Source organism: Vibrio sp. HS-50-1 (assembly GCF_024747315.1).
GTDB lineage: Bacteria > Pseudomonadota > Gammaproteobacteria > Enterobacterales > Vibrionaceae > Vibrio > Vibrio diabolicus.
Genome location: NZ_JAMPZF010000019.1, coordinates 61,222 through 84,143, shown reverse-complemented (window position 1 = coordinate 84,143; position 22,922 = coordinate 61,222). Strand labels below are relative to the sequence as shown.

General features: G+C 46.4%; 21 protein-coding genes. 10 read left to right on the top strand and 11 right to left on the bottom strand.

All coding sequences use genetic code 11. The features are described from left to right. Positions 1-2 precede the first annotated feature (2 nt). Positions 3-1,361, bottom strand: coding sequence for a UDP-N-acetylmuramate:L-alanyl-gamma-D-glutamyl-meso-diaminopimelate ligase (gene mpl / locus NDJ01_RS08990; protein ID WP_258586594.1), 1,359 nt, complete (start codon positions 1,359-1,361; stop codon positions 3-5). A 312-nt stretch (positions 1,362-1,673) separates the two neighbouring features. On the opposite strand from mpl, the gene fbp reads away from it, so the two are divergent. Then, the gene (gene fbp / locus NDJ01_RS08985; RefSeq protein ID WP_005392321.1) at positions 1,674-2,690 is read left to right on the top strand and encodes a class 1 fructose-bisphosphatase; all 1,017 of its coding nucleotides are present in this window, start codon (positions 1,674-1,676) and stop codon (positions 2,688-2,690) included. A gap of 127 nt (positions 2,691-2,817) precedes the next feature. Further along, positions 2,818-3,348 (top strand): inorganic diphosphatase, encoded by a 531-nt coding sequence (gene ppa / locus NDJ01_RS08980; RefSeq protein ID WP_012841160.1) that lies wholly within the window; start codon positions 2,818-2,820, stop codon positions 3,346-3,348. 74 nt (positions 3,349-3,422) lie between these two features. On the opposite strand, the gene NDJ01_RS08975 is transcribed toward ppa, so the two are convergent. From NDJ01_RS08975 to NDJ01_RS08960, 4 genes are read right to left on the bottom strand one after another with little or no spacing between them, the layout of a single operon-like run. Beyond that, positions 3,423-3,785 (bottom strand): DUF2799 domain-containing protein, encoded by a 363-nt coding sequence (locus tag NDJ01_RS08975; protein ID WP_114323097.1) that lies wholly within the window; start codon positions 3,783-3,785, stop codon positions 3,423-3,425. Positions 3,786-3,839: 54 nt separating this feature from the next. Beyond that, positions 3,840-4,187: a gamma-glutamylcyclotransferase gene (locus NDJ01_RS08970; protein WP_012841162.1), complete on the bottom strand. Its 348-nt coding sequence runs from the start codon at positions 4,185-4,187 to the stop codon at positions 3,840-3,842. A 45-nt stretch (positions 4,188-4,232) separates the two neighbouring features. Further along, a complete protein-coding gene (locus NDJ01_RS08965) occupies positions 4,233-7,997 on the bottom strand; it encodes a translocation/assembly module TamB domain-containing protein (protein WP_258586593.1) in 3,765 nt (1,254 codons plus the stop codon). Further along, entirely contained in the window at positions 7,994-9,706 is a 1,713-nt protein-coding gene (locus tag NDJ01_RS08960; protein ID WP_053809466.1) for an autotransporter assembly complex family protein, read from the bottom strand. Before NDJ01_RS08960 ends, NDJ01_RS08965 begins: the two co-directional genes overlap by 4 nt. A gap of 167 nt (positions 9,707-9,873) precedes the next feature. Here NDJ01_RS08960 and msrA point away from each other — a divergent pair, with 167 nt between their 5' ends. Beyond that, positions 9,874-10,512, top strand: a complete 639-nt coding sequence (msrA, locus tag NDJ01_RS08955) for a peptide-methionine (S)-S-oxide reductase MsrA (protein WP_258586592.1) — start codon at positions 9,874-9,876, stop codon at positions 10,510-10,512. An 86-nt stretch (positions 10,513-10,598) separates the two neighbouring features. Here the strand turns inward: msrA and NDJ01_RS08950 are convergent, their stop codons facing one another. Then, on the bottom strand, positions 10,599-10,799 hold the full coding sequence (locus NDJ01_RS08950) for a DUF1107 domain-containing protein (RefSeq protein ID WP_012841164.1): 201 nt from the start codon (positions 10,797-10,799) through the stop codon (positions 10,599-10,601). 214 nt (positions 10,800-11,013) lie between these two features. Between NDJ01_RS08950 and NDJ01_RS08945 the strand changes: the two genes are divergently transcribed. From NDJ01_RS08945 to NDJ01_RS08915, 7 genes are all read left to right on the top strand, one after another. After that, entirely contained in the window at positions 11,014-11,565 is a 552-nt protein-coding gene (locus tag NDJ01_RS08945; protein WP_104971214.1) for a YtfJ family protein, read from the top strand. Positions 11,566-11,802: 237 nt separating this feature from the next. Then, positions 11,803-12,102: a DUF2607 family protein gene (locus NDJ01_RS08940; protein ID WP_005392338.1), complete on the top strand. Its 300-nt coding sequence runs from the start codon at positions 11,803-11,805 to the stop codon at positions 12,100-12,102. A 134-nt stretch (positions 12,103-12,236) separates the two neighbouring features. Continuing rightward, on the top strand, positions 12,237-12,902 hold the full coding sequence (locus NDJ01_RS08935) for a DUF2796 domain-containing protein (protein WP_258586591.1): 666 nt from the start codon (positions 12,237-12,239) through the stop codon (positions 12,900-12,902). 52 nt (positions 12,903-12,954) lie between these two features. Then, entirely contained in the window at positions 12,955-13,683 is a 729-nt protein-coding gene (locus NDJ01_RS08930) for an ABC transporter ATP-binding protein (protein WP_258586590.1), read from the top strand. After that, entirely contained in the window at positions 13,680-14,939 is a 1,260-nt protein-coding gene (locus NDJ01_RS08925) for an ABC transporter permease (protein ID WP_047009029.1), read from the top strand. The genes NDJ01_RS08930 and NDJ01_RS08925 overlap by 4 nt, the downstream gene beginning before the upstream one ends. A 4-nt stretch (positions 14,940-14,943) precedes the next feature. Beyond that, entirely contained in the window at positions 14,944-15,438 is a 495-nt protein-coding gene (locus NDJ01_RS08920) for a DUF3299 domain-containing protein (RefSeq protein WP_047009028.1), read from the top strand. 321 nt (positions 15,439-15,759) lie between these two features. Next, complete coding sequence (locus NDJ01_RS08915; RefSeq protein WP_006742971.1) at positions 15,760-16,665, top strand: TIGR03899 family protein; 906 nt, start codon at positions 15,760-15,762, stop codon at positions 16,663-16,665. A gap of 89 nt (positions 16,666-16,754) precedes the next feature. Here the strand turns inward: NDJ01_RS08915 and cysC are convergent, their stop codons facing one another. From cysC to cobA, 5 genes are all read right to left on the bottom strand, one after another. Beyond that, positions 16,755-17,372 carry an adenylyl-sulfate kinase gene (gene cysC, locus NDJ01_RS08910; protein ID WP_065644941.1) on the bottom strand — a complete coding sequence of 206 codons (618 nt, stop codon included), beginning with the start codon at positions 17,370-17,372 and terminating at the stop codon, positions 16,755-16,757. A gap of 24 nt (positions 17,373-17,396) precedes the next feature. Next, complete coding sequence (locus tag NDJ01_RS08905) at positions 17,397-19,121, bottom strand: SLC13 family permease (RefSeq protein ID WP_005392351.1); 1,725 nt, start codon at positions 19,119-19,121, stop codon at positions 17,397-17,399. Between the two features lie 252 nt (positions 19,122-19,373). Beyond that, positions 19,374-20,804: a sulfate adenylyltransferase subunit CysN gene (cysN, locus tag NDJ01_RS08900; RefSeq protein WP_047009026.1), complete on the bottom strand. Its 1,431-nt coding sequence runs from the start codon at positions 20,802-20,804 to the stop codon at positions 19,374-19,376. An 18-nt stretch (positions 20,805-20,822) separates the two neighbouring features. Further along, positions 20,823-21,731 (bottom strand): sulfate adenylyltransferase subunit CysD, encoded by a 909-nt coding sequence (gene cysD, locus NDJ01_RS08895; RefSeq protein ID WP_005379592.1) that lies wholly within the window; start codon positions 21,729-21,731, stop codon positions 20,823-20,825. A gap of 59 nt (positions 21,732-21,790) precedes the next feature. After that, positions 21,791-22,666, bottom strand: a complete 876-nt coding sequence (gene cobA, locus NDJ01_RS08890; RefSeq protein WP_031780800.1) for a uroporphyrinogen-III C-methyltransferase — start codon at positions 22,664-22,666, stop codon at positions 21,791-21,793. Positions 22,667-22,922: the final 256 nt, after the last annotated feature.

Below are 22,922 nucleotides of genomic sequence, written 5' to 3'. Positions count from 1 at the left end.
AATCAGACTTTTTGTTTAAGTTGCTCGAGAATCTTGCCGTGAATACCGCCAAAGCCACCATTACTCATCACGAGAATTTGGTCACCTGGGTGCGCCCGTTCAACGATTTTCGCTACCAAGTTATCGATGTCAGCGTCAACAAAAGCAGGTTGCTGACATTGTTCCGCGATATCTTGCACCGACCATTCGATGTTGTCTGGTTGGAATAAGAACACTTCATCTGCACTGTGTAGCGAATCCGCGAGTGTGTTTTTGTGCACGCCGCGCTTCATAGTGGCAGAACGAGGTTCCAACACGGCAAGAATGCGTTTTTCGCCTACCTTGTTACGCAAACCACCGACGGTGAGTTCAATTGCCGTTGGGTGATGCGCAAAATCATCGTAAACCGTCACACCTTGCTCTTCACCTTTTAACTCAAGACGGCGCTTGGTGTTAATGAAACGGCCCAGAGCCTGACACGCGAGCTCCGGCGTTACGCCAACGTGTCGCGCCGCGGCAATCACCATTAACGCATTATCAACGTTATGATCACCCACCAAATCCCATTCGACGGTACCGACCTTCTCGCCTTGTAGAGCAACTTCAAATTTTGAGCCATCGACCACTAATTTGTGCGCTTGCCAGTCGCCATCAACACCTGAAAACTGCTTTTCTGTCCAGCAACCACGCTCTAATACATCCGCCAAAGCTTGGTCTTGCTTCGGAGCTAAGATTAAGCCATTGCCGGGAACCGTTCGCACTAAATGATGGAATTGGCGCTTGATCGCCTCTAGATCATCGAAGATGTCTGCATGATCAAACTCAAGGTTGTTCATGATTAAGGTTCGAGGATGGTAGTGCACAAACTTAGAACGCTTATCGAAAAAAGCACTGTCATATTCGTCCGCTTCAACGACAAAAAACATGCTTTCACCCAAACGAGCAGAGACTCCAAAGTTACCAAGTACTCCACCAACTAGGAAACCAGGTTGATAACCGCAGTCTTCGAGTATCCAAGCCAGCATGCTCGACGTGGTCGTTTTACCGTGTGTACCCGATACCGCCAATACCCAGCGATCGTGCAGCAAAAACTCGTTGAGCCACTGCGGACCAGAGGTGTAGCGCATGTTGGTATTGAGCACATGTTCAACACATGGGTTACCACGGCTCATGGCATTACCGATCACCACAAGGTCTGGTTGAGGGTCGAGTTGAGACGGGTCGAAGCCTTCAATAATTTCAATACCTTGAGACTCAAGCAACGTGCTCATCGGTGGGTAAACGTTGGCATCAGAACCAGTGACTTTATGCCCTAATTGGCGCGCTAAAATCGCAGCGCCGCCCATAAATGTGCCACAGATACCCAAGATATGAATGTGCATAAACTAAACCTTGTAATGCGTTCTTTAATGCTTTCATTATCGCGATCACAACCAGAAAAGCGAGAGACTTTAGCCTTCTTCTTGCAGTCCCTTTCACAAATATGACAAGGTTGAACACAGACTGTACAACCTCTTGCTTACTGATGAATCCCTCAAACAAGTCTACAAATAAATTGAGATCTCAAACAGTTACTTCATTACCATTAAAAAGATCTGCGACTTAAACTTACATCCAGCGCAATCGTTTAACATCCATAAAGAGATGCTCACTTGCGCACTACCCCCAATGAAATGAAAATGTAAGGATTAACCATGTCAGGACTGCGCACCCTAGGCGAGTTCATTGTCGAAAAACAAGCGGATTTCCCCCACGCTAGCGGTGATCTATCATCCCTTTTAGCCTCCATTCGTTTAGCTGCAAAAATCGTTAACCGCGAAATCAACGCAGCGGGTCTCGGTGATATCACTGGTGCTGTAGGCACGGAAAATGTCCAAGGTGAAGACCAGCAAAAGCTCGATGTTTACGCGAACGATAAGTTCAAAGCCGCGCTTGAAGCTCGTGACCAAGTGTGTGGCGTTGCCAGTGAGGAAGAAGACGAAGCGGTTGCTTTCAACAAAGAGCTCAACCAAAACGCCAAATATGTGGTACTGATGGACCCACTTGATGGTTCTTCTAACATCGATGTGAACGTCTCTGTCGGTACTATCTTCTCTATTTATCGCCGTGTTTCACCTATTGGCACACCAGCGACAGAAGAAGATTTCCTTCAGCCTGGTCATAAGCAAGTTGCCGCTGGTTACGTGATTTACGGTTCATCAACCATGTTGGTTTACACCACGGGTAACGGCGTAAACGGCTTTACTTACGACCCATCTATCGGCAGCTTCTGCCTTTCTCATGAAAACATGATGATCCCAGAAGAAGGCAAGATTTATTCGATCAACGAAGGTAACTACATTCGCTTCCCTCAAGGGGTAAAGAAGTACATCAAGTACTGCCAAGAGAATGTGCCAGAAGACGGTCGTCCATACACTTCTCGCTACATTGGCTCATTGGTTGCTGATTTCCACCGCAACTTACTGAAAGGTGGTATCTACCTTTACCCTAGTACGCAAAGCCACCCTCAGGGCAAACTGCGTCTACTTTATGAATGTAACCCAATGGCGTTCTTAATTGAGCAAGCGGGCGGTATTGCATCAGACGGCGTCAATCGCATCATGGATATCAAACCAACCGAATTGCACCAACGTGTGCCTTTCTTTGTTGGTTCTAAGAACATGGTTCGCAAAGTTGAAGAGTTCCTTGAACTGCACCGCGACGAAGAATAATTTCAGACCTTTGTCCAACGCGGCAGGTGTTTACCTGCCGCGTTTTTGTCGCTAAAGTGAAACGCGAATTTATCATCAGATGAAGCCGCTTCTGTGTGACTCATCGTTAATGAAAAGGAATATTCTAATGAGCTTAAACCATGTGCCAGCAGGCAAGTCGCTGCCTGAAGATATCTATGTCGTGATCGAAATTCCTGCAAATGCAGATCCAATCAAGTACGAAGTAGATAAAGACTCTGGTGCGGTATTTGTCGACCGTTTCATGTCTGCACCAATGTTCTACCCATGTAACTATGGCTACGTGAACAATACGCTGTCTCTTGATGGCGACCCAGTCGACGTACTGGTACCAACACCATACCCACTAATGCCAGGTTCAGTGATTCGCTGCCGTCCTGTTGGCGTTTTGAAGATGACGGATGAGTCAGGTGAAGACGCAAAAGTGTTTGCGGTTCCACACACCAAAATCTCGAAAGAGTACGATCACATCCAAGATGTGGACGATATCCCAGAACTACTGAAAGCGCAGATCACGCAATTCTTTGAGCGTTACAAAGAGCTTGAAGCAGGTAAATGGGTGAAAGTGGATGGTTGGGCAGATGTTGCTGCCGCTAAAGCTGAGATCCTAGAATCTTACGAGCGCGCTCAGAAAAAATAAGCATCACGGCTGATACAAAATTAAAAAGAGCTGCTTTAGGGCAGCTCTTTTGCTTTTCATCTTGTGTAAGTCAACTAGATAGGCGCGCCTGCAGAAGACATTCGGCCGGCGTCATAGTCATGCTGAAAGAAGGGGTCTAGGTCATCACAAATACCAAAATACGGACGCCCGATAACACCAAGCATATACGCGCTTTGTTCACAATACTCTTGCTTCCCTTGCTGATAACCCGTTTGATAGGCCATGATCAGTTCGGGCGTAGCATGATTAGTACCATCCAATGCAGCGATACGATCTTCAGATAAAACTCTTAATCCATCTAAGGCAGATTGCTTACCAAACGCTTGCCAGTCGGTAGCATTACTCGAGGTCGGCAGAGTTGTTTGCGCGCATGCGGCAAGAATCAACGCCATTGATCCAATTACGAATACCTTCATCATGACTCCTTAGTGACCAGCTCGTCTCGTCGCTATTGATAATGTCAGTATAGCTCACACCTTTTGACACCAATCTCCGGAAGCGATTTCTTCGGTCAGTTGTTCAGTATCTTGATACAAGTAGATCCAAGCTTGGCCAAACGGCGTGACGATGCTCTCTCGACGATACTCTACTGGCACATCTTCCAGCTTATCTAGCTCGGATAAGGTTTCATCATCAATCAGATACACTTCACCTTGTATCGAGCGCTGCCCGACAGACAACGCGGGATAAGGACCTAAGTCATACAGTGCGAACTGAGCATCCGTTTCATGCTGACCAAGAAACTGGGCCGAGCTCAGAAAGTGATGATTACACTCTCCTTTACGCAAGGTCCCATATACAAAAACTAAATGCTGCATAACCACTCCTTAGTCATGAACTTTATGTACGCAGACGAACAAGCTCTAATCGAACTCAAATTGATAGAGTAGGTCAACCGCACTATCTACACCAGAAACCGCCTCTAAATACAGATCTTGCATCAATCGATAACGCACTGTGAACTCGCCTAGTGAGTTAAAGATGCCGACGCCGTATTTCACCTGTAATCCCGGCAGAATGTAACCACTGACGGTCACTTGAGAATCATCGCCCGAACCCGCCGTATCCAATTGTAAATCTTGAACCCCAAAGGCTTCGCCGATTTCACCAACCACGCGTCCACTCTTTGCCAAACTTAGGCCGATCAACGTGGTCGTCATAGCATTGCCTCCCGCTTCGCCATCAATGTCTTGACCACGAAGTAGGTAAGAGAGCGCATTCGCTTGAGGCATCGCAGGCTCAGAGAATATCTCCACATTTGGATCCGATGCTGGTCCTGTTACACGCACACCAGCAATCACGTCATCTTGGGTATTATCTGGATTTCGAATCGCCTTAATAGAAACGTACGGCTGATCTGCCGGACCATTCATTAAGATCTTACCTTCTTCAATCACCAAATCCTGACCAAAAGAGCGGTAAGAACCGTCGACGATATTAACCTCACCAACGATGAACGGACCTTTATCTTTCTGTGTCACATTGAGGTTACCTTTCAGACCACCTTTCAAGCCAAAGGCGGCCAGTTGGAAGTCATCACCGATCTTAATGTTGATATCCGTTTCAACATCAAATGGCATTGGCTCGATATCACTCACAGGCTGTAAGTTCTGGTCCAAAATCACGGTGTCGCTTGAAACACCAACCGCACTTGGTGGCAGCTCTTCAACCACAACTCGTCCCCAAGGCAGATTAATATTACCTTCGACCTTAGCAAGCTGTGGTGTGACATCAATGGTCATGTCCGGCTCAACTTTGATTTTTACCATTGGTGGAAGATCCACCTGAAGCTCTTTCGCAAATACGCGCGCTTTGGTATGCCAATTTTGTAGATCCTGCCAATCGGCCTCACCGGTCACTTCCAACTCACCATCTGGCGTCATGATACCCGCATCAAGATCCGCTTGGTGACCTTTAAAGTTGATCGCGACCTGACCGGAGTTAATGTCTATCGGCGTGACCTCACCTTGTAGCTTCATTTGATCAATCAAGAACTGACCGTTGACTTTAGGGTGCATAACATCACCAGATATCGCCAAATCAGTATTCATGTTCGCTTTGAATAGGCTGTACTCACCTATCAACGGCGCTAAGAAATCCAGATGGAATGTCGATAGCGAGACCTTACCGTCAATCTCAGGCTGCTCAGACGTTACATCGACCAAAGAAACCTGACCTGATAAGTCACCATTGTCTCTCACATCAAATAACCACTCAGCATCTAACTTGTCTTTTGCCAGCGCCGCTTTAAAGCTAAAGCTTTCCCAACCAAGAGTTATCGGCTGCTCTAGTGCTTGCTCTACTTGACCTTTAGGCATATCAACGTTCACCGTGACTTCCGGCTTCATCTCTGGTGCCCATTTTGCTGTCGCTTGCGCGTTGACCGACCCTTGTAATTTCGTCTCTGGCGGCAGGAACTGCTTGATTTGTTCAAAGTCAAAGTCGTTCACAGCTAACTTGGCTTCGCCACTTTGACCAACACTAATATCTTCGGTCAAACAAACACTCGAATTGGCTTGCAGCCAACAATGTGCTTGAACATCAGCGATTTGTTTATCAATGTTGACTTTAACCGCCGTCGATTTCTGCAACGCCCAAGGTCCCTGCGGCGTGCTCAAAGTAAGACGACGCAATGCACCATCCCAGATCATTTGCGGCTTCTGTATGAATGAGCCTTCAATTTCTAAGCTGGTTGAGACAATGTCAGACACCACATCTAGCGTCAGTTGGTGCAGTTTTTCATCCCCAGAGACTTCAAGGTCTGCACTATCAACTTTAATGTCGTCGTAGGTAATGTTGTTCGCAATGAGGCTTAAGTTCGCTTTCGGTGCTGGCAGAGGCGTCACATCCCCCTTCAAAGTTATGTTTTCGACGTTCGCTTGCTGCTGCCAGTTCACTTGATTTAGCGCTAGGTCTAATTTGATGTCAGGCTCTTTCAAGCTACCACGCAGCGCCACGTTGCCTTGCATCTTACCCGCTAGATCCGGAACACTTTTCGCAAAATCGGGGAAGTTAACCTCAACATCCATTAATATCTGCTTATCAATCTTACCCTTGGCACTCAATTGGTTAGGGCCATGAGAAAGCGCTAAACCTTGCGTGGTAAGCTGAATGTCTTCACCTTTGCCATTCTTATCAGACGCTTCCAGTTTGCCTTCCACATTCAGCGGATAACCGCGCAAAATGCCATCGATATCTAACTTAGGTAAACTGACTTGCCAACCGCCTTGTTCTGTTAAAGAACCTGAAGTCGAGAGGCTGCCACTGATATCGCCTTCCGCTTCTTCCCATTGAAGCCCTGGTTGAATATGTTGCAAATTAAGGTCAGCTTGCCAGTTGATTGGCGCAGCCCAATTCGCCATCACCTGACCGGATAGCTCACCGCCCAATGTTTTGACTACCAGGCTTTCAAGATCGATTTGCTCTAATGTGCCTTTGCCGTTTAGTACAACGTCTACAGCAGGAATATCTTTACCCGAAGCTTGTGTTTCTAGTGCCACGATGTATCCGTCCAGGGAACCTTTTGCAGATAAACTTGGTACCGATACTTGATAATCACTTTGACCGATTAACGGCCATTGCGCTTGCACATTTTTGATTGCAACATCAAAGGGTAACTGCGCTTTCAGGGGCTGAAGTTCACCTTTGATCTCCGCTTCGACTAGTTCAGATAAGGTCGCAGTGAGAGAAAGGTCTCCCACCGAACCAGCAGCTGACAGCGACAACTTTTGCCCTTTCGCATCCGCTTGCTTCACCAGCGCATCGAGCTGAGCTTTGAGAGGATAGTCAGCAGAAAGCGTTACTTGCGTGCTTAACTTACCTTCCACTTCAGGCATATCGAGCTCTAATGTTTTCACATCAACACGGTCGCCCCCCGCTTTCGCTACAACACCAAGCTGGTGAACGATCACCGGCTTCTCACCTGCAAGCTTGAAGTTATGAATATCGAGGCGTCTTGCTTCCACAGTGAGTGGAATCCACACCTCGGGTAACATAATATCTTGCGGCGGAGCGTCAGCGTCTTTCGGCTCGTCGGTGGCGGCTTCAGGTTCAGCTTCACTTGGAGCCAGTGCAACATTGATGTCTTTTAATGCCGTCGGCGCAATCACTAAACGGTCGCCTTGCATAGAAAGCCCGGTAGAGAAATCTTGCCAGTCAATTTGGTTGCCCAAAATGTTTAAGTTAATGTCATCAAAACTGACCTTATTAACAAAAATAGGGACTGGTGTACTGACTGTACGTAATGGCGGTGTCTCCTCTGGCTCTTCGCCTGCCGGAGGGAGCTCTGGCATCTGAAAGTTAACACCTTGCAGGGTTAGCTCATCGACACAGACTTTAGGATCAAAGAAACAACGGAAGTTAACCGCTAACGCTAAACGATCGACTTTTGCGTCGATGTTCAAAGATTCGTCGACAAAACTGACGTTCTGTAGCTCAAAACGAGGAAATAATGAACCCTGAACTTTCTCTATCTGTAGTTGCGGTAAAGCCTTTTCTGCTCCCCACAACGCGAGCTTAAGACCAGGGTGAGTAAATAGCACTGTCGCAACAAAAATGATGAGCAACAGCAATAGACCAATCAAACTTAGCGACAGCCATTTGGTCCACTTAAACATCATTTTGATCATAACTCAGGCCCCAATGAGAAGTGGATGCGGAACTCTCTTTCTGGTTTTTCATCCAGTCCCCACGCAAAATCAAAGCTAACCGGTCCAACCGGAGACGCCCAACGGATACCCACACCAGCACCCGATTTCCATTCAGGTGTTTCGTTAAATGCATCACCAATATCGTAGAAGGTGGCTGCCCACCAGTTTCCATACACGCGATATTGATACTCTAATGTGCTGCTGACGATGTATTTACCACCCGTCAAGGCGCCACTTTCATCCACAGGTGAAATAGACTCGTATCCATAACCACGAATGTTGTTATCACCACCAGCGAAGAAACGCAGAGAAGGCGAAAGCTTTTCAAATTCCTCAGTGATGTTCGCACCACCTTCTAAACGGAACAAACCACGATGATTATCACCGATCCCGCGGATCCAAGATGATCGCCCTAATAGGCGCAATACTCGCGTTTCTGACAGCAAAGCAGGATCACCATATTCGATCGTTACACTTTGCTTATCCCCCCACATTGGCATGTTGCCACCACGGACACGAGTTCGTGAAAAAGTGGCTCCGGGTAAAACAAATTGCACCCCATCATCTTGCAGACCTTGAGAGAAGTTTTCGTACAAGTGACGAACATAAATGGTTTTATGCCAGCCGCCATCGGTTAGCCAATGTCGCTCAACTGCTAGGTTGGATTCCAAACTCTCCGTATCTCGGTTATCAAGGTGCTTTAAACCAAATTGCAGTTGGTAGTATTCACGCAATACGTCATCAAGCGGGATTTTGTAGCCTGCCGTGATCGTCTGTTCTGGCTTTGATAGTGATAACGCCGTATTAAAGCTGTGGCCACGTGAACTAACCCATGGTTTTTTCCATTTTAACGTGCCACGCACACCAGTATCGGTCGAGTAACCAAGACCGGTTTCTATTTGGTTTTTTGACGCTGGCGCGAGCGAGACCTTAATTGGCAATTCGCGTCCCTCATCCAATTTACTTAAATCAGGCTCCACAAAAACCGATGAAAACCAATCGGTATTAGACAGGTTTTGGTTGTACTCCCCCACTTGCGAAACCAGGTAAGGTTCACCAATTTCAAAAGGTCGCATTGATTCAACACGGTTTTCCCAAATCTGACTGCCAGTAATGTTAATCGGACCAAAGTGATAACGAATACCACTGTCATAATGCAAACGCACGTTCGCTTCATTGAAGTCAGGAATCACTTCAAGTTTGCTGAGCTTGTAATCACCATTGAAATAACCACGCTGCAACGCCAAGTTACGAATACCCGATTTCAGGCTATCGTATTCACCTTGATTCAATACTTTGCCGACTTTAAGCGGTGAACGTTCAATAAGTTTGGCGAACTCTTCATCGTCTTTTGCTTCACCTGTGATCACTACATCCATGACTTTCACTTTCACAGGTAAACCCGGCTTGATGCTGACGATCAACTCATCATTCCCTTCCGGAATAGAGTATGAAATTTTTGCATGATAATACCCAAGCGCATTGAGAGCTTCAGTGATACTTTGATCTAATCTCGCTTGAAAACGCAGAGAAGTGGAGTAGTCCTTCGCTGGAATGGACGACAGGTACGCACTGACATTCTCTTCTAAAGCGCCATCGATGCCTTTTAAAGTCAAAGAAACATCGGCATAGGCACCATGAGAAAAGGCAAACAGGCCAACAATGGTGAGGAGAGCTTTTTTTATCATGCTTTTTTGGCTGAATGAGGTTAAGTAAACGTAAATAATGATAACGCCAATTAAAGTCTAAGTCTGTAATATTAATAGGTTTAACGCGGTCTATGTCATCACAGCATCAGATACAGACGAAATGAAAAAGTTCGCAAATTTAAGACACGTATTGAAGGACAAATACCATGCTCAACAAACAAACATTGATCAGTATAGAAGATGCCTTGCCAGGTAGAGATCAACCGATGCAGGTTGAAGAGCATCATTTTGTAAATAAATCTAACTTAAAGGCACCATTGGAGCCGCATCAACAACAAATTCTGCTGGGAATGGGCTGCTTTTGGGGCGCTGAGCGCGTATTTTGGCAACTGGATGGGGTTATCTCCACTTCGGTTGGCTACGCCGGTGGATATACGCCCAATCCTACTTATGAAGAGGTGTGTACGGGTAAAACAGGCCATACAGAGGTAGTACGAGTCGTCTTAGATGAACGCGTGATTTCCTTAGAAAAACTACTGGCCGTTTTTTGGGAGAAACATGACCCAACCCAGGGGATGCGTCAAGGTAACGATTTGGGCACACAATACCGTTCGGCTATTTACACTTATTCCGCGAAGCAGCAAGAGAGCGCAGAAAAATCGAAGCTCTTGTATCAACAAGCACTGCAAGAGGAACTACGCGCGAACATCACCACTGAGATACAGCCAGCGGGCCCGTATTATTTTGCCGAAACTTACCACCAGCAATACCTGGCTAAAAACCCTGACGGTTACTGCGGTATCGGTGGCACAGGTGTTTGCTTTCCACCCAGCTTACAAAGTTAGTTCCTAGGACTAACTCAAACCAAAAAGAGCGACCGAATAGGTCGCTCTTTTTTGAAATCGAAAACTAAATTCAAGCCAACGGGCTCTTAAACAGACAGCGAAGCAATCACTTGATTGACTTCTTTAAAGATGGTGAGTCTTTTCTGATCGTTGACGTCAGGGAGCAAAACTTTGCCATTGTCGAACTGAAAACATCCAACCCCAGCAATAAAGAATTGACCTTTGAACAACGTTTTAACGAAACGTGCCACTTGTAATGGTCGGTATACAGCAAACTCACGTAGCATAACTCACCTCAATTCCTTTGAGAAAACACGGATTGCTTATTTATTCTCTGCAATCTTGATGCGCAATCTGCGACGAGGTTCATTTTAGCAAATTCTAAATATAACGCAATATTACACCACCCCATACGTTAAATAAATGTTATCAACAGTTCTACAAATTTCCTAGATCTGGATATATACTGGAAAACTTCCAACTCGTACGGAATATAACAATATGAAAACTAAGACTCTCCTACCTCTACTATTGGCTATAACGCCAAGCTTTGCGTTTGCACACAACCTATCTGTCGGTGAGACCGTTCCTTCTGCCAAGGTCGCGGCTTATGGCGAGATTGTTTTGCAGGGTGAGGGCGTTGCATACCAACCATGGGCAACCCAGCATATGCAGGGTAAGGTTCGTGTTATTCAAGCAATCGCAGGTCGTAGCAGTTCAAAAGAAATGAACGCTCCTTTGATGTCAGCAATAACCGCCGCGCAATTCCCGCAAGACAGCTATCAAACAACTACGATCATTAACCAAGATGATGCAATCTGGGGGACAGGTTCGTTCGTGAAATCTTCAGCCCAAGACAGCAAAAAAGAGTTTCCTTGGTCATCTATGGTTCTGGATGAAAATGGCGTAGTCGCCAACACTTGGGATCTTAAAGAAGAAAGCTCTGCCATTATTGTTCAAGACAAAACAGGCAAAGTGCTGTTTGTAAAAGAAGGCGCACTTGAGCAAGATGAAATTGCAAAGGTGATCGAGCTAATTAAACAGAACATCTAGTCTCGTTGCTTGGCTCCTTAATATCCGTAGTACGCAGTATAAGGAGCCATGCGACCAAACTTAAAGCTTGAGATTTCTGTTGCCCCCTAGTTTAACGCTCAGTGATGCCACCAAGGAGACTGTCTCAGATTCGGCGACATCGCATGTGTTGACGTAAATTTTCCCACTAACCAACAAAAGAGTGAACTTTTACTCATTATGGGTGTTATATTATAACAGTCGGTAAGAGGAACTCAGATGTACCACCACCAGCAAAAGATACGGAAGCATTGGCATCGCACTGTTTTATTTTTCAGTGTCGCGTTGCTGATCGCTTGGAACTTTGCGGTAATCCTTCATCAAGTTGATCTGACTCCCGAACACCACACACACCATCATTGCCAGCTATTTTCTGGGGTTCAACACGGCATAGCCAAAGCTCAACCGACGCTATCGACGCCAACATTTACGCGCATCCAATACCATGATGTCTTTCAGCGCCTTGTTAATAGTGAAGACATTCGTGGTGCAGCTCGTGCCCCGCCTTATTTTGCTTAATTTCCAAACTATTCCACACTCAACATAATTTGTGCGTATTCCTGCACCTAACGTGTCAGCGAATCGCACCTTAGTAAATACAAATCTGATCCGGTATTGCTCGGGTTAGTGCCAGCAAAATTAGGAAACACAAAATGTCATCGAAACATGTTTTAGCGCTTGTCATTGGTCTCTCTTTATCGACAGCAGCAAATGCGGACGAATACCGCCAGCACGGTGCTCATGTGCATGGTCACGTCGAATTTAATATCGCCCAAGATGGAAAGGATCTGTTAGTGGAGATTACTGCTCCCGGAGCCGATGTGGTCGGTTTCGAGCATGCTCCAGAAAATGAACAGCAAGAGCAAGCACTTAAACAAGCCATTGCCACCCTAGAAGACAGCAACACACTGTTTGCTATTAACGCGCAAGCCAATTGTGATATTGAAGAAGCTTACGTAAACCATCACCTCAGCACCCCTTATGAAGACCATCATCATAGCGAGCACGACCATGATGACCATGCAAATCACGATCATGAAGGGCACGAACACCATGGTCACCACAATGAACATCACAATGAACATGAGCACCATGACGGTCACGATGCTCACCATGAGGAGCATGAAAATGGCGGACATGGTGAGTTTTCGGTGCAATATCGCTTCAGCTGTGACCAAGTTAACCAACTCAGTCACATTCAAACCGACTGGTTTAATCAATTTCCAACGACTGAGTCAATCAACGTCAATATATTCACTGACACCATGCAATCAGCCATCAAACTGAGCAAAGATAACTCCCAAATCGTAATCAAATAACACGAGTGGCGTGTAAGTACACACTTACACGCCAATGCTTTGGTGATTTAGTATGACTGAAATCATGTCAAACGTTGTTGAGCTAAATAATGCCCAGTTTGTCTGGCCCGGTTCAACACACGCAACCATTCATATTCCACAGTTACATATTGCCCAAGGTGAGCACGTATTTATCAAAGGTCCCAGTGGCTGCGGTAAATCTACGCTGCTTGCCCTACTAACTGGCATCAACACGTTAACATCAGGCGCTCTATCCGTACTGAATACTGACCTTGTTAGTTTAAGTGCAAGTCAAAGAGACAAATTTCGCGCCGATCACATTGGCTATATCTTTCAGCAGTTCAATTTATTGCCTTATTTAAACGTACTTGAAAACGTACTACTGCCTTGCCAATTCAGTCAAACACGACGTGGCCGCGCTCATTCAAGAGTGCCATCTCAAACGTTAGAAGAGCAAGCTCAAGCTCTGCTTGAAAGACTCCACCTACCCAGCGAGCTTCATGCGCGTCCTGTATCGGAGCTGAGCATTGGCCAACAACAACGTGTTGCGGCTGCACGAGCACTCATTGGGTATCCGGGGTTAGTGATTGCTGACGAGCCAACCTCCGCTTTAGACCATGATAACCGTAAAGCGTTTATTGAACTCCTGATGGAGCAAACGAATCAAGCCAACGCTACGCTGATCTTCGTCAGTCACGATCCAACGCTTGAGCCCTTATTTGACCGCACACTTAACCTACCAGATATTAACCAAGCATCTAACCTAGGAGCCGCATCATGAGCGCTGTTGCAAAGCTCGCGTGGAAGAGCTTAATCAATCGTAAGGCGACGGCAATATTAACCATCATGACAGTCGCGATTTCTGTCGTACTCCTTTTAGGAGTAGAACGCATTCGTACTCAGGCAAAAGATAGCTTCGCCAATACAATTTCAGGCACCGACCTCATCATTGGTGGCCGTTCTGGACAAGTGAACTTGCTGCTCTACTCTGTATTTCGCATTGGCAATGCCACCAACAACATTGACTGGAAGAGCTACCAAGAGTTTGCCAATCATCGAGCAGTAGATTGGGCGATTCCAATCTCACTTGGCGACTCGCACAAAGGGTTCCGAGTCATGGGAACCAACCACAGCTATTTTGAACACTATAAATTCGGAAGTAAGCAATCACTAACATTTTCAGAAGGCCGAGAATTCAATGGCTTATTTGAAACAGTGCTCGGTTCTGATGTCGCAAAACAGCTGGGGTATCACGTCGGTAGTGAAATCATCATTGCCCACGGCATTAGTGATGTAGGCTTTAGCCGACATGACAACCTACCATTCAAAGTTGTCGGGATTCTTGCGCCCACAGGCACGCCAGTCGACAAAACCGTTCATGTCTCGCTAGAAGCCATCGAAGCGATTCACGTTGGATGGGAAAGCGGTGCACGTTTAGGCCCAACACCCAAGGCACAAGACCTCAAAAACAGAGACTTTCAGCCCAAGCAAATTACCGCGATGCTGGTCGGTTTGAAATCTCGTATTCAGACTTTCGCCCTACAAAGGCAAATCAACACTTATCCCAAAGAACCGCTTAGCGCGATTATGCCCGGGGTTGCGTTGCATGAATTGTGGGGAATGATGTCTGTTGCCGAGCAAGCCTTAATGGCAGTGTCTGGCTTTGTGGTGATTGCAGGATTACTCGGCATGCTAAGCAGCTTATTAACCAGCTTACAGGAGCGCCGCCGTGAAATGGCGATTTTGCGCGCTATGGGGGCAAGACCTCGTCATGTTTTCTCACTGTTGATCAGCGAAGCCAGTCTACTTACTGCCGCCGGAATTGTGACCGGAGTGGCAGGGCTGTATGCAATTCTCGCCATCGTGCAACCCATCATTCAACAGCATTATGGAATACATCTGACTTTAAGCCTCTTATCGCCCTATGAATGGATGTTATTAGGTTTCGTACAATGCGCTGGAATTGTAATTGGTTTCATCCCGGCTTTTCGCGCCTACCGACAGTCACTAAGTGACGGAATGACAATAAGGATTTAATAAAATGTGGAGAAAAATACTCGCAAGTTGCTTGCTGATAGTCTCATTTATAGCGCCAGTACTCGCAAGCGAGGAGCCATTAACGCTCGACTGGATTGATCTAGTACCTGAGAAAGAACGCAAACTGTTCGACAGTATGGGCATGCCAGCTTCTGATCACAGTGGCGGCGCAGCGCAACAATCTAAAATTGGTAACGTTCGACCAGAGCTAAATGGAAGCCAAGTTAAAATCCCAGGCTTTGTCATCCCGCTTGAAGGTGACGCGAATACCGTCACCGAGTTTTTGTTGGTGCCATACTTTGGAGCTTGTATCCACGTACCACCACCGCCACCAAACCAAATCATTTACGTGAAGTTTCCCAAAGGCGCACCCGTTCAAGAACTGTGGGATGTCATATATGTGGTTGGGGAGTTGAAAACCGAGACGATAAGCCACGAGCTGGCTGAAACGGCTTACGTTATTGAGGGATCGAAAATAGAAGCCTACGACGATATGTAGTTAAGTCGTTGACATGCATCGGTACACCTAAGGCGTCACATCGGCGCCTTTTTTAGTTCTGTGTTACACGATATAACGAGACAAATACGCTAATACGCCAACATAAATAACCAAAAGAAACGCTATCGACAGGTGCTTTTTTAATTTACCTGCTTCTGAGAACTTCATTGTCCCTCCAAAATAACGATAACAATTTTAACAACTCATTATCATTTTGGATAGCCCTATTCGTTCAAAAACTGAGAACTCCTATCTGGTCGCCTGGTTAGATAAGGTGTAGATTTAAACAAGCGAACAGCGCAGTTCTTGGTAGGAAAATTAATGGCAGAACCGACAAAGCAACCTGTTGTCATCGAACATCAGTCAAACGCACAAAAAAATACGCAACAAGAAAAGAAGCAGGGCTACATCAAAGACAGTGCCAGCAAGGTAAAAACCATTGCCCAAATACACGGTCTTGATGCCTTACTACAAACCGATCCACCAGCCAAATCCGCGCTTGAAAGAGCCCAACTGCGTGAACAGAGACGCCAAGAACAGCGACAAAAAAACCTAGAGCAGATTCTAAAGCTAGCACACAGTTCATGCCGAGATGAAACTGCCGGAGAGCCCGACCAAGACTGGTTGTATCGTTTTTTTGAAATGGCTCAAGACATCCATAACAGCGCGATGCAAAAGTTATGGGCTCAAGTGATGAAGCGTGAAGTGACAAACCCAGGCTCGACGTCTATGAAAGCGCTCAAAGTCCTCAAAGATATGTCACCAAAAGAAGCGCAAACTCTGCAAAGAGCCGCCTCTCTAGCGTGCAGTTTTGGAGGGGATCACAGTCGCAAGCTGTTGATTGGTTATAAAGCGCAAGGAGGAATATTTAGCTTCGGCAAACGAGACATCGCCAACAGCTTAAACATGGGAAGTTTTCAGTTGCCCTATTCAAGTTTGTTGCTGTTGATTGAACTAGGGTTACTGCATAGTACCGAGCTTGAATCTGGCGAAATTGGTATCGAGACGCCATTGATCCTCACCTACCAAGGTAAAAACTTGTCGCTGAACGTGAACAGCAAAGGCGTCCGTCTTTTATATTACCGCTTCACGCCAACAGGCAATGAACTCTGTACCTTGCTCGGTAACAAACCACATGCCGACTACTACGACCAAATGCTTGCGCTTTTAAATCATAGATTTAGTGTCCATAGTGACGCTAAAAGTACGGTTCATCATACCGTGTAGGCAGTTCGAGAAGCATTTGACCACCCATGATCTAAATGCTTCTTAAGCCGCTCAAAGAGCTTGAGGTCACCAATGATCCAAATGCTTATTTATCGGATCACTGCACGCGACTTAAGTGCTTCCAAGCACAAGTCCACCAGCTCATCGACGCTTTTTTCGCCCGCTGGTAAATCGACTTCCGGATTCTTCGGTGCTTGATATTCAGAATCAATACCAGTGAAGTTAGGAATTTCTCCCGCACGTGCTTTGCGGTACAAACCTTTAGGATCGCGACCTTCGCAGACTTCTAGAGATGCATTGACGAACACTTCGATAAACTCACCTTCTGGCAATAAGTCGCGCACTAGCTGTCGCTCTGCGCGATGCGGTGAAATGAACGCCGACAACACAATTAAACCTGCATCCGCCATCAGTTTAGCCAGTTCACCAATACGACGAATGTTCTCGCGGCGATCCTGTTCAGAAAAGCCCAAATCGCTACACAAGCCATGTCGCACATTGTCACCATCCAATAAATAGGTGTGGTAACCCAATGCTGCAAGGCGATTTTCCAACGCCCCCGCTATGGTTGATTTACCCGCTCCAGATAAGCCAGTAAACCACAATACGGCAGGTTTTTGCTTCTTTAATTCAGCACGAAACTGTTTATCGACCGAATGCTGGTGCCAAACAATGTTTTCATCTTTTACCGTCGTTTCGGCAGTCATAACGTATCCTTGTAAATATCGGAATTAAAACGGGAAGAAGACCGGAATCAAAGTAAGTACTAATACAGAGTACACAATCGAAATCGGCACACCAATTCTCACATAGTCGGTCAATTTGTAATTTCCTACGCTGTACACCAGCAAGTTGGTTTGATAACCGTAGGGAGAAATAAAGCTCGCACTGGCGCCAAACAAGACCGCCATAATGAATGGCATCGGATCAACGCCATAACCGACCGCCATGCTATAGCCAATAGGAAAAGAAAGCGCAGCCGCGGCATTGTTCGTCACCAGTTCAGTAAGAACTAATGTCATGATGTAAGTTGCGACCAAGGCTCCAAACACGCCCCAGCCATTGAACGCTTCAATAAACATCGCTCCCATTCTCTCTGACAAGCCGGAAGAGATCATCAATTGAGCGATGGACAAAGCAGAGCCGACAATCACGACGATATCGATCGGAAAACGGCGGCGCAGTTCTGATATCTGTACAATACCAAACGCGATAAGTGCAATAAGATACGCGGCAAGGCCTTTAATAATCGGTACTAGTTCTAATAGCGCACACCCAATTACGGCAGCAAAACCCAGTAGCACGATGGAGGATTTATTCGTATCAAGCCGAGCGCTAGAGTCCAAATCATGCACTAAAACAAACTCTTTACGATGAGCTCGGCGTTCAGACTCAAAACGCTTCCCCGGAACCAGAACTAACGTGTCACCTGGCGCTAAGGTAATGCTACCCAAACCGCCCTCTAAGCGCTCATGGCCACGACGAATAGCGACAACAACGGCATCAAAGCGGTCACGGAATCGGCTCTCTTTAAGTGTTTTATAGCAAAACGTCGCGGATGAGCTCACCACAACTTCAATAAAATTTTGCCCATTCAAGTGCTGCTGACCAAAAAGCTTGAGGCCCGGAATTTCTTGCAGAGTCGCGACGCTCTCAACATCACCACAAAACAACAAACGGTCTTTCGCATTGAGTACGAAATCCGGTCCTACAGAGGAAACCGTCACGCCATCTCGTACAACCTCCGCAAGAAACAGTTTGCGCAGCGCACGTAAATTATTCTCGCTGACCGTGCGCCCAACTAACGGTGAACCAGGCTCTACGCGAGACTCAAGAAAGTACGGTAAATCTTCTTGGCTTTGATCATCGTAGTTCGGCAGTAAGTAACTGAGCGGGATAAGAATCAGCATTCCTCCCACCAACACCGCCAAGCCAATCATCGTGGGTGTAAAAAAGCTCAGGCTCGGCAAACCGGCATCTTCAACAAAGCTGTTGATGATTAAGTTAGTCGACGTACCTATCAAAGTTAATGTGCCACCAAAAATGGCCGCGTAAGACAGCGGGATGAGTAATTTCGAAGGCGCATGCTGCTGATTACGCTTAATCGCCCCAATCAATGAGACAACCACGGCGGTATTATTCGTGAATGAAGAGAGCAAGGCCGTTGATACACCGAGCTTAGCGATCACACTGCCTAACTGGCCTTCAGAAATACTTCGGCTCACCCAACTGATCAGTAACGTTTTTTCTAAAGCACACGATGCAAGAATCAACAGAACCAGAGTCAATAACGAAGAGTTGGTAAAGTTGGATGCGATCGTGGCTGAATCCATCATTCCCGCCATAAATGCAATAAAAGCGGCACCCGCAAAGACATAACTAGGCTTAATTTTTGTGACAAGCAAACAAGTGATAATGCCAAGCAAAATCGCTAATACAAACCCTTGTTCCCACATAGCCTTTCCTTACCAAATCGCCCAAAGGGCACAACAACGGCTCATTTATCCGTGAGACACCAGAAAAACGAGTAAACAGACCAAAATCAGCGTAAGCGAAAAGAACATCAGAATGCTCGGTTTTCTTGGGCTTCAACGAAGCATTCTGGTATTAGGAGAATAACCTAACTGCATTTCGCAACTCAGTTAGGCAGCGACGCCCCAAGCACAACAACAGATAGAATCAGAGCTTATCGTGCTCGGGCGCGCCAATTACTTTTTCAGCAATTGGCTGACGTCTTTCGCTTCCCAGTGAGGGAAGTGTTTACGCACAAGTGCATTCAGCTCAACTTCAAACGCAGAGATGCCCGTCAAATCGCGCTCAACAACCGCGAGGCTTTCTTTGACCATGCCTGCACCGACCGTCACGTTCGTCAGACGATCGATAATGATGAAGCCGCCGGTATCAGCACAATCTTGGTAATTGTCCAGCGCAACTGATTCATTGAGAGACCATTCACACAAGCCAATACCATTCAATGGCAGCTCTGCCGCACTATGATTTGATAGGTTGTTGATATCATATTGGTGACGAATCGCTTCAACATGGCCCACAGTTTTCTTACCCGCGATTTTGATGTCGTAGTCACGGCCCGGTTGCAGAGGTTGCTCTGTCATCCATACCACATCGGCAAGCAAGTGGTTTGTGGTTTCCACTTGAGCATTGTCTAGGACAATCAAATCGCCACGGCTAATATCGATCTCATCGCTTAGCGTCAGAGTGACCGCCAACCCAGCACGAGCTTCCTCAATATCACCATCAAACGTAACAATGCGTGCCACGGTTGACGTTTTCCCCGATGGCAATGCTTTGATGGCATCACCGACTTTGATCGAACCTGAAGAAATCGTCCCCGCAAAACCACGGAAATCGAGGTTAGGACGGTTAACGTATTGCACAGGGAAGCGGAACTCACCCGCACCTTTTTCTTGATCCACATCGACCGTTTCAAGAAGTTCAAGCAATGACGGGCCTTTAAACCAGCTTAGGTTTTGCCCTTTATCCACCACATTGTCACCTTCAAGCGCCGAAATCGGGATGATTTGAATATCAATATCCCCGGTCAGGTTCTCAGAAAACTTAAGATACTCATCGCGGATTTCTTCAAAGCGCTCTTGCGAGTAATCCACTAAATCCATCTTGTTGATCGCCACAACAAAGTGTTTCAAACCCAGTAGGTTGGAAATAAAAGAGTGACGACGAGTTTGATCAAGAATGCCTTTACGTGCGTCGACTAAGATCACCGCTAAGTCACACGTCGATGCGCCTGTCGCCATATTGCGCGTGTACTGCTCGTGCCCAGGAGTATCAGCGATAATGAACTTACGTTTCTGCGTCGAGAAATAGCGGTAAGCTACATCAATTGTGATCCCCTGCTCGCGCTCAGCTTGTAAGCCATCGACCAACAACGCAAGGTCAGGCTTTTCACCCGTGGTGCCCACACGTTGGCTGTCTGAGTGCACTGCCGCTAGCTGATCTTCATAAATTTGTTTTGAGTCATGGAGTAAGCGACCGATTAGTGTACTTTTACCGTCATCCACCGAGCCACAAGTCAAGAATCTAAGTAACGACTTGTACTGGTGTTGTGTTAAATAGCCTTCGATACCAAGCTCGGCTAATTGAGCTTCAACTGCACTGTTCATTATCTTTCCTTAGATCCTTTAGAAGTAACCTTGACGTTTCTTAAGCTCCATCGATCCTGACTGATCGTGGTCGATCGCTCGGCCTTGGCGCTCACTCGACGTTGCCACCAGCATCTCTTCGATAATGCCGGTCAAAGTGTTTGCTTCAGACTCGATAGCCCCAGTCAATGGATAACAACCAAGAGTACGGAAGCGCACACTCTTCTCTTCAATCACTTCACCCGGTTGAAGCTCCATACGATCATCATCAACCATGATCAGCATGCCATCGCGTTCAACAACTGGGCGTTTGTCCGCGAGGTAAAGCGGCACGATCTCGATGTTTTCTAAATAGATGTATTGCCAGATATCAAGTTCAGTCCAGTTAGACAGTGGGAATACACGAATGCTCTCACCCTTATTAACCTGGCCGTTGTACGTCTTCCATAGCTCAGGACGTTGGTTTTTAGGGTCCCAGGTATGGTTCTTGTCACGGAACGAATACACTCGTTCTTTTGCGCGTGATTTTTCTTCATCACGACGAGCGCCACCAAAAGCAGCATCGAAGCCATATTTGTTTAGCGCCTGCTTAAGACCTTGCGTTTTCATGATGTCCGTATGCTTTGACGAGCCATGAACAAACGGACTGCAGCCCATGGCTAGACCTTCTGGGTTCTTATGTACCAAAAGCTCAAAGCCGTATTTGGCAGCGGTGCGATCGCGAAACTCAATCATCTCGCGGAATTTCCAGTCGGTATCGACATGCAAAAGTGGGAATGGAATTTTGCCCGGGTAAAACGCTTTACGCGCTAGGTGCAGCATCACTGATGAGTCTTTACCAATCGAATACATCATGACTGGGTTATCAAACTCAGCCGCAACTTCGCGGATAATATGGATACTCTCCGCTTCGAGTTGTTTAAGGTGAGTTAAACGTTGTTGGTCCATGTTTTGTATTTCCTTTTTAAGCTTGAAGGCGCATTACGTCTCTAATCTTTGGTCTGAAATTATATGGAGTTGGCAATAGCACTTTTGTTGAATTCAGTACTAGACAAAAACCAGTCTAACTTTTGAGACAGTCGCACTACCTCTCCGACAACAATCAAAGATGGCGATTGTGCTTCCTTCGATAAATCAGAGAGTTGGGAGAGTTCTCCCGTAAATACTTTTTGTTGAATCTGCGTGCCACGCTCAATAATGGCAATCGGAGTCGACGCTGAACGACCATGCTTAATGAGTTGATTCTGAATATAGTGTGATTTCATCAGCCCCATGTAGATCACTAAAGTCTGATTCCCACGAGCCAACGTTGACCAATCCATCTCATCGCTTTCTTCTTTCAAGTGGCCGGTCACAAAGATGGCCGATTGCGCATAATCACGATGAGTCAGTGGAATACCAGCATAAGCGGTTGCGCCAGCTGCTGCGGTAATGCCAGGGACAACTTGAAAACGAACGCCGGCATCAGCAAGCACTTCTAACTCTTCACCACCACGACCGAATACAAACGGATCCCCACCTTTAATGCGCACTACTTTGTAGCCCTGCTTGGCAAAATCCACCAAAAGCTGATTCGTCTTCTCCTGCGGCACACTGTGATGCCCAGCTCGCTTCCCAACGCACACCAAAATCGTATCGCTTGGAATCAATGCCATGATTTCTTCAGACACCAAGTAGTCGTACAAAACCACGTCAGCTTGCTGCAAGCAGTTCAGTGCTTTCACCGTCAGAAGTTCAGGATCGCCTGGTCCTGCACCGACTAAGGCGACTTCACCAGGCTGTAGCGATTGCTTTGCAAAACGAGTAACACCAGCTACTGGGTTGTCAGAAACTAACCGGGGCTTTGGTTTAGGAAAAGAAGTGACTGAATCGTTCGTTGCCATGTGCTTGCTCATCGTCCATTGATATCGTTATGCAAGCATTATGGCGGGGCGTTTATATTACCTGAAATTCTAAAATTTCATTTTTTATTCAAAAATCTGCTAAGAAGTTTTTGTTTGGTCTCATTCAAAAGCGTGCAAAAGTCGGCGGTTAATATGAATAAGGTTCAGTAAACTGATTAATGTTCACAGTTTTCTGTATCTTTATCATCGAGTTGCACCTGTGTTTGATACATTACGCAGTATGATTTCCCCTTAT

Coding starts and splice junctions, on each gene's coding strand:
- mpl (WP_258586594.1), bottom strand. CDS start 1,361: ATGCACATTCATATCTTGGGTATCTGTGGCACATTTATGGGCGGCGCT.
- fbp (WP_005392321.1), top strand. CDS start 1,674: ATGTCAGGACTGCGCACCCTAGGCGAGTTCATTGTCGAAAAACAAGCG.
- ppa (WP_012841160.1), top strand. CDS start 2,818: ATGAGCTTAAACCATGTGCCAGCAGGCAAGTCGCTGCCTGAAGATATC.
- NDJ01_RS08975 (WP_114323097.1), bottom strand. CDS start 3,785: ATGAAGGTATTCGTAATTGGATCAATGGCGTTGATTCTTGCCGCATGC.
- NDJ01_RS08970 (WP_012841162.1), bottom strand. CDS start 4,187: ATGCAGCATTTAGTTTTTGTATATGGGACCTTGCGTAAAGGAGAGTGT.
- NDJ01_RS08965 (WP_258586593.1), bottom strand. CDS start 7,997: ATGATCAAAATGATGTTTAAGTGGACCAAATGGCTGTCGCTAAGTTTG.
- NDJ01_RS08960 (WP_053809466.1), bottom strand. CDS start 9,706: ATGATAAAAAAAGCTCTCCTCACCATTGTTGGCCTGTTTGCCTTTTCT.
- msrA (WP_258586592.1), top strand. CDS start 9,874: ATGCTCAACAAACAAACATTGATCAGTATAGAAGATGCCTTGCCAGGT.
- NDJ01_RS08950 (WP_012841164.1), bottom strand. CDS start 10,799: ATGCTACGTGAGTTTGCTGTATACCGACCATTACAAGTGGCACGTTTC.
- NDJ01_RS08945 (WP_104971214.1), top strand. CDS start 11,014: ATGAAAACTAAGACTCTCCTACCTCTACTATTGGCTATAACGCCAAGC.
- NDJ01_RS08940 (WP_005392338.1), top strand. CDS start 11,803: ATGTACCACCACCAGCAAAAGATACGGAAGCATTGGCATCGCACTGTT.
- NDJ01_RS08935 (WP_258586591.1), top strand. CDS start 12,237: ATGTCATCGAAACATGTTTTAGCGCTTGTCATTGGTCTCTCTTTATCG.
- NDJ01_RS08930 (WP_258586590.1), top strand. CDS start 12,955: ATGACTGAAATCATGTCAAACGTTGTTGAGCTAAATAATGCCCAGTTT.
- NDJ01_RS08925 (WP_047009029.1), top strand. CDS start 13,680: ATGAGCGCTGTTGCAAAGCTCGCGTGGAAGAGCTTAATCAATCGTAAG.
- NDJ01_RS08920 (WP_047009028.1), top strand. CDS start 14,944: ATGTGGAGAAAAATACTCGCAAGTTGCTTGCTGATAGTCTCATTTATA.
- NDJ01_RS08915 (WP_006742971.1), top strand. CDS start 15,760: ATGGCAGAACCGACAAAGCAACCTGTTGTCATCGAACATCAGTCAAAC.
- cysC (WP_065644941.1), bottom strand. CDS start 17,372: ATGACTGCCGAAACGACGGTAAAAGATGAAAACATTGTTTGGCACCAG.
- NDJ01_RS08905 (WP_005392351.1), bottom strand. CDS start 19,121: ATGTGGGAACAAGGGTTTGTATTAGCGATTTTGCTTGGCATTATCACT.
- cysN (WP_047009026.1), bottom strand. CDS start 20,804: ATGAACAGTGCAGTTGAAGCTCAATTAGCCGAGCTTGGTATCGAAGGC.
- cysD (WP_005379592.1), bottom strand. CDS start 21,731: ATGGACCAACAACGTTTAACTCACCTTAAACAACTCGAAGCGGAGAGT.
- cobA (WP_031780800.1), bottom strand. CDS start 22,666: ATGGCAACGAACGATTCAGTCACTTCTTTTCCTAAACCAAAGCCCCGG.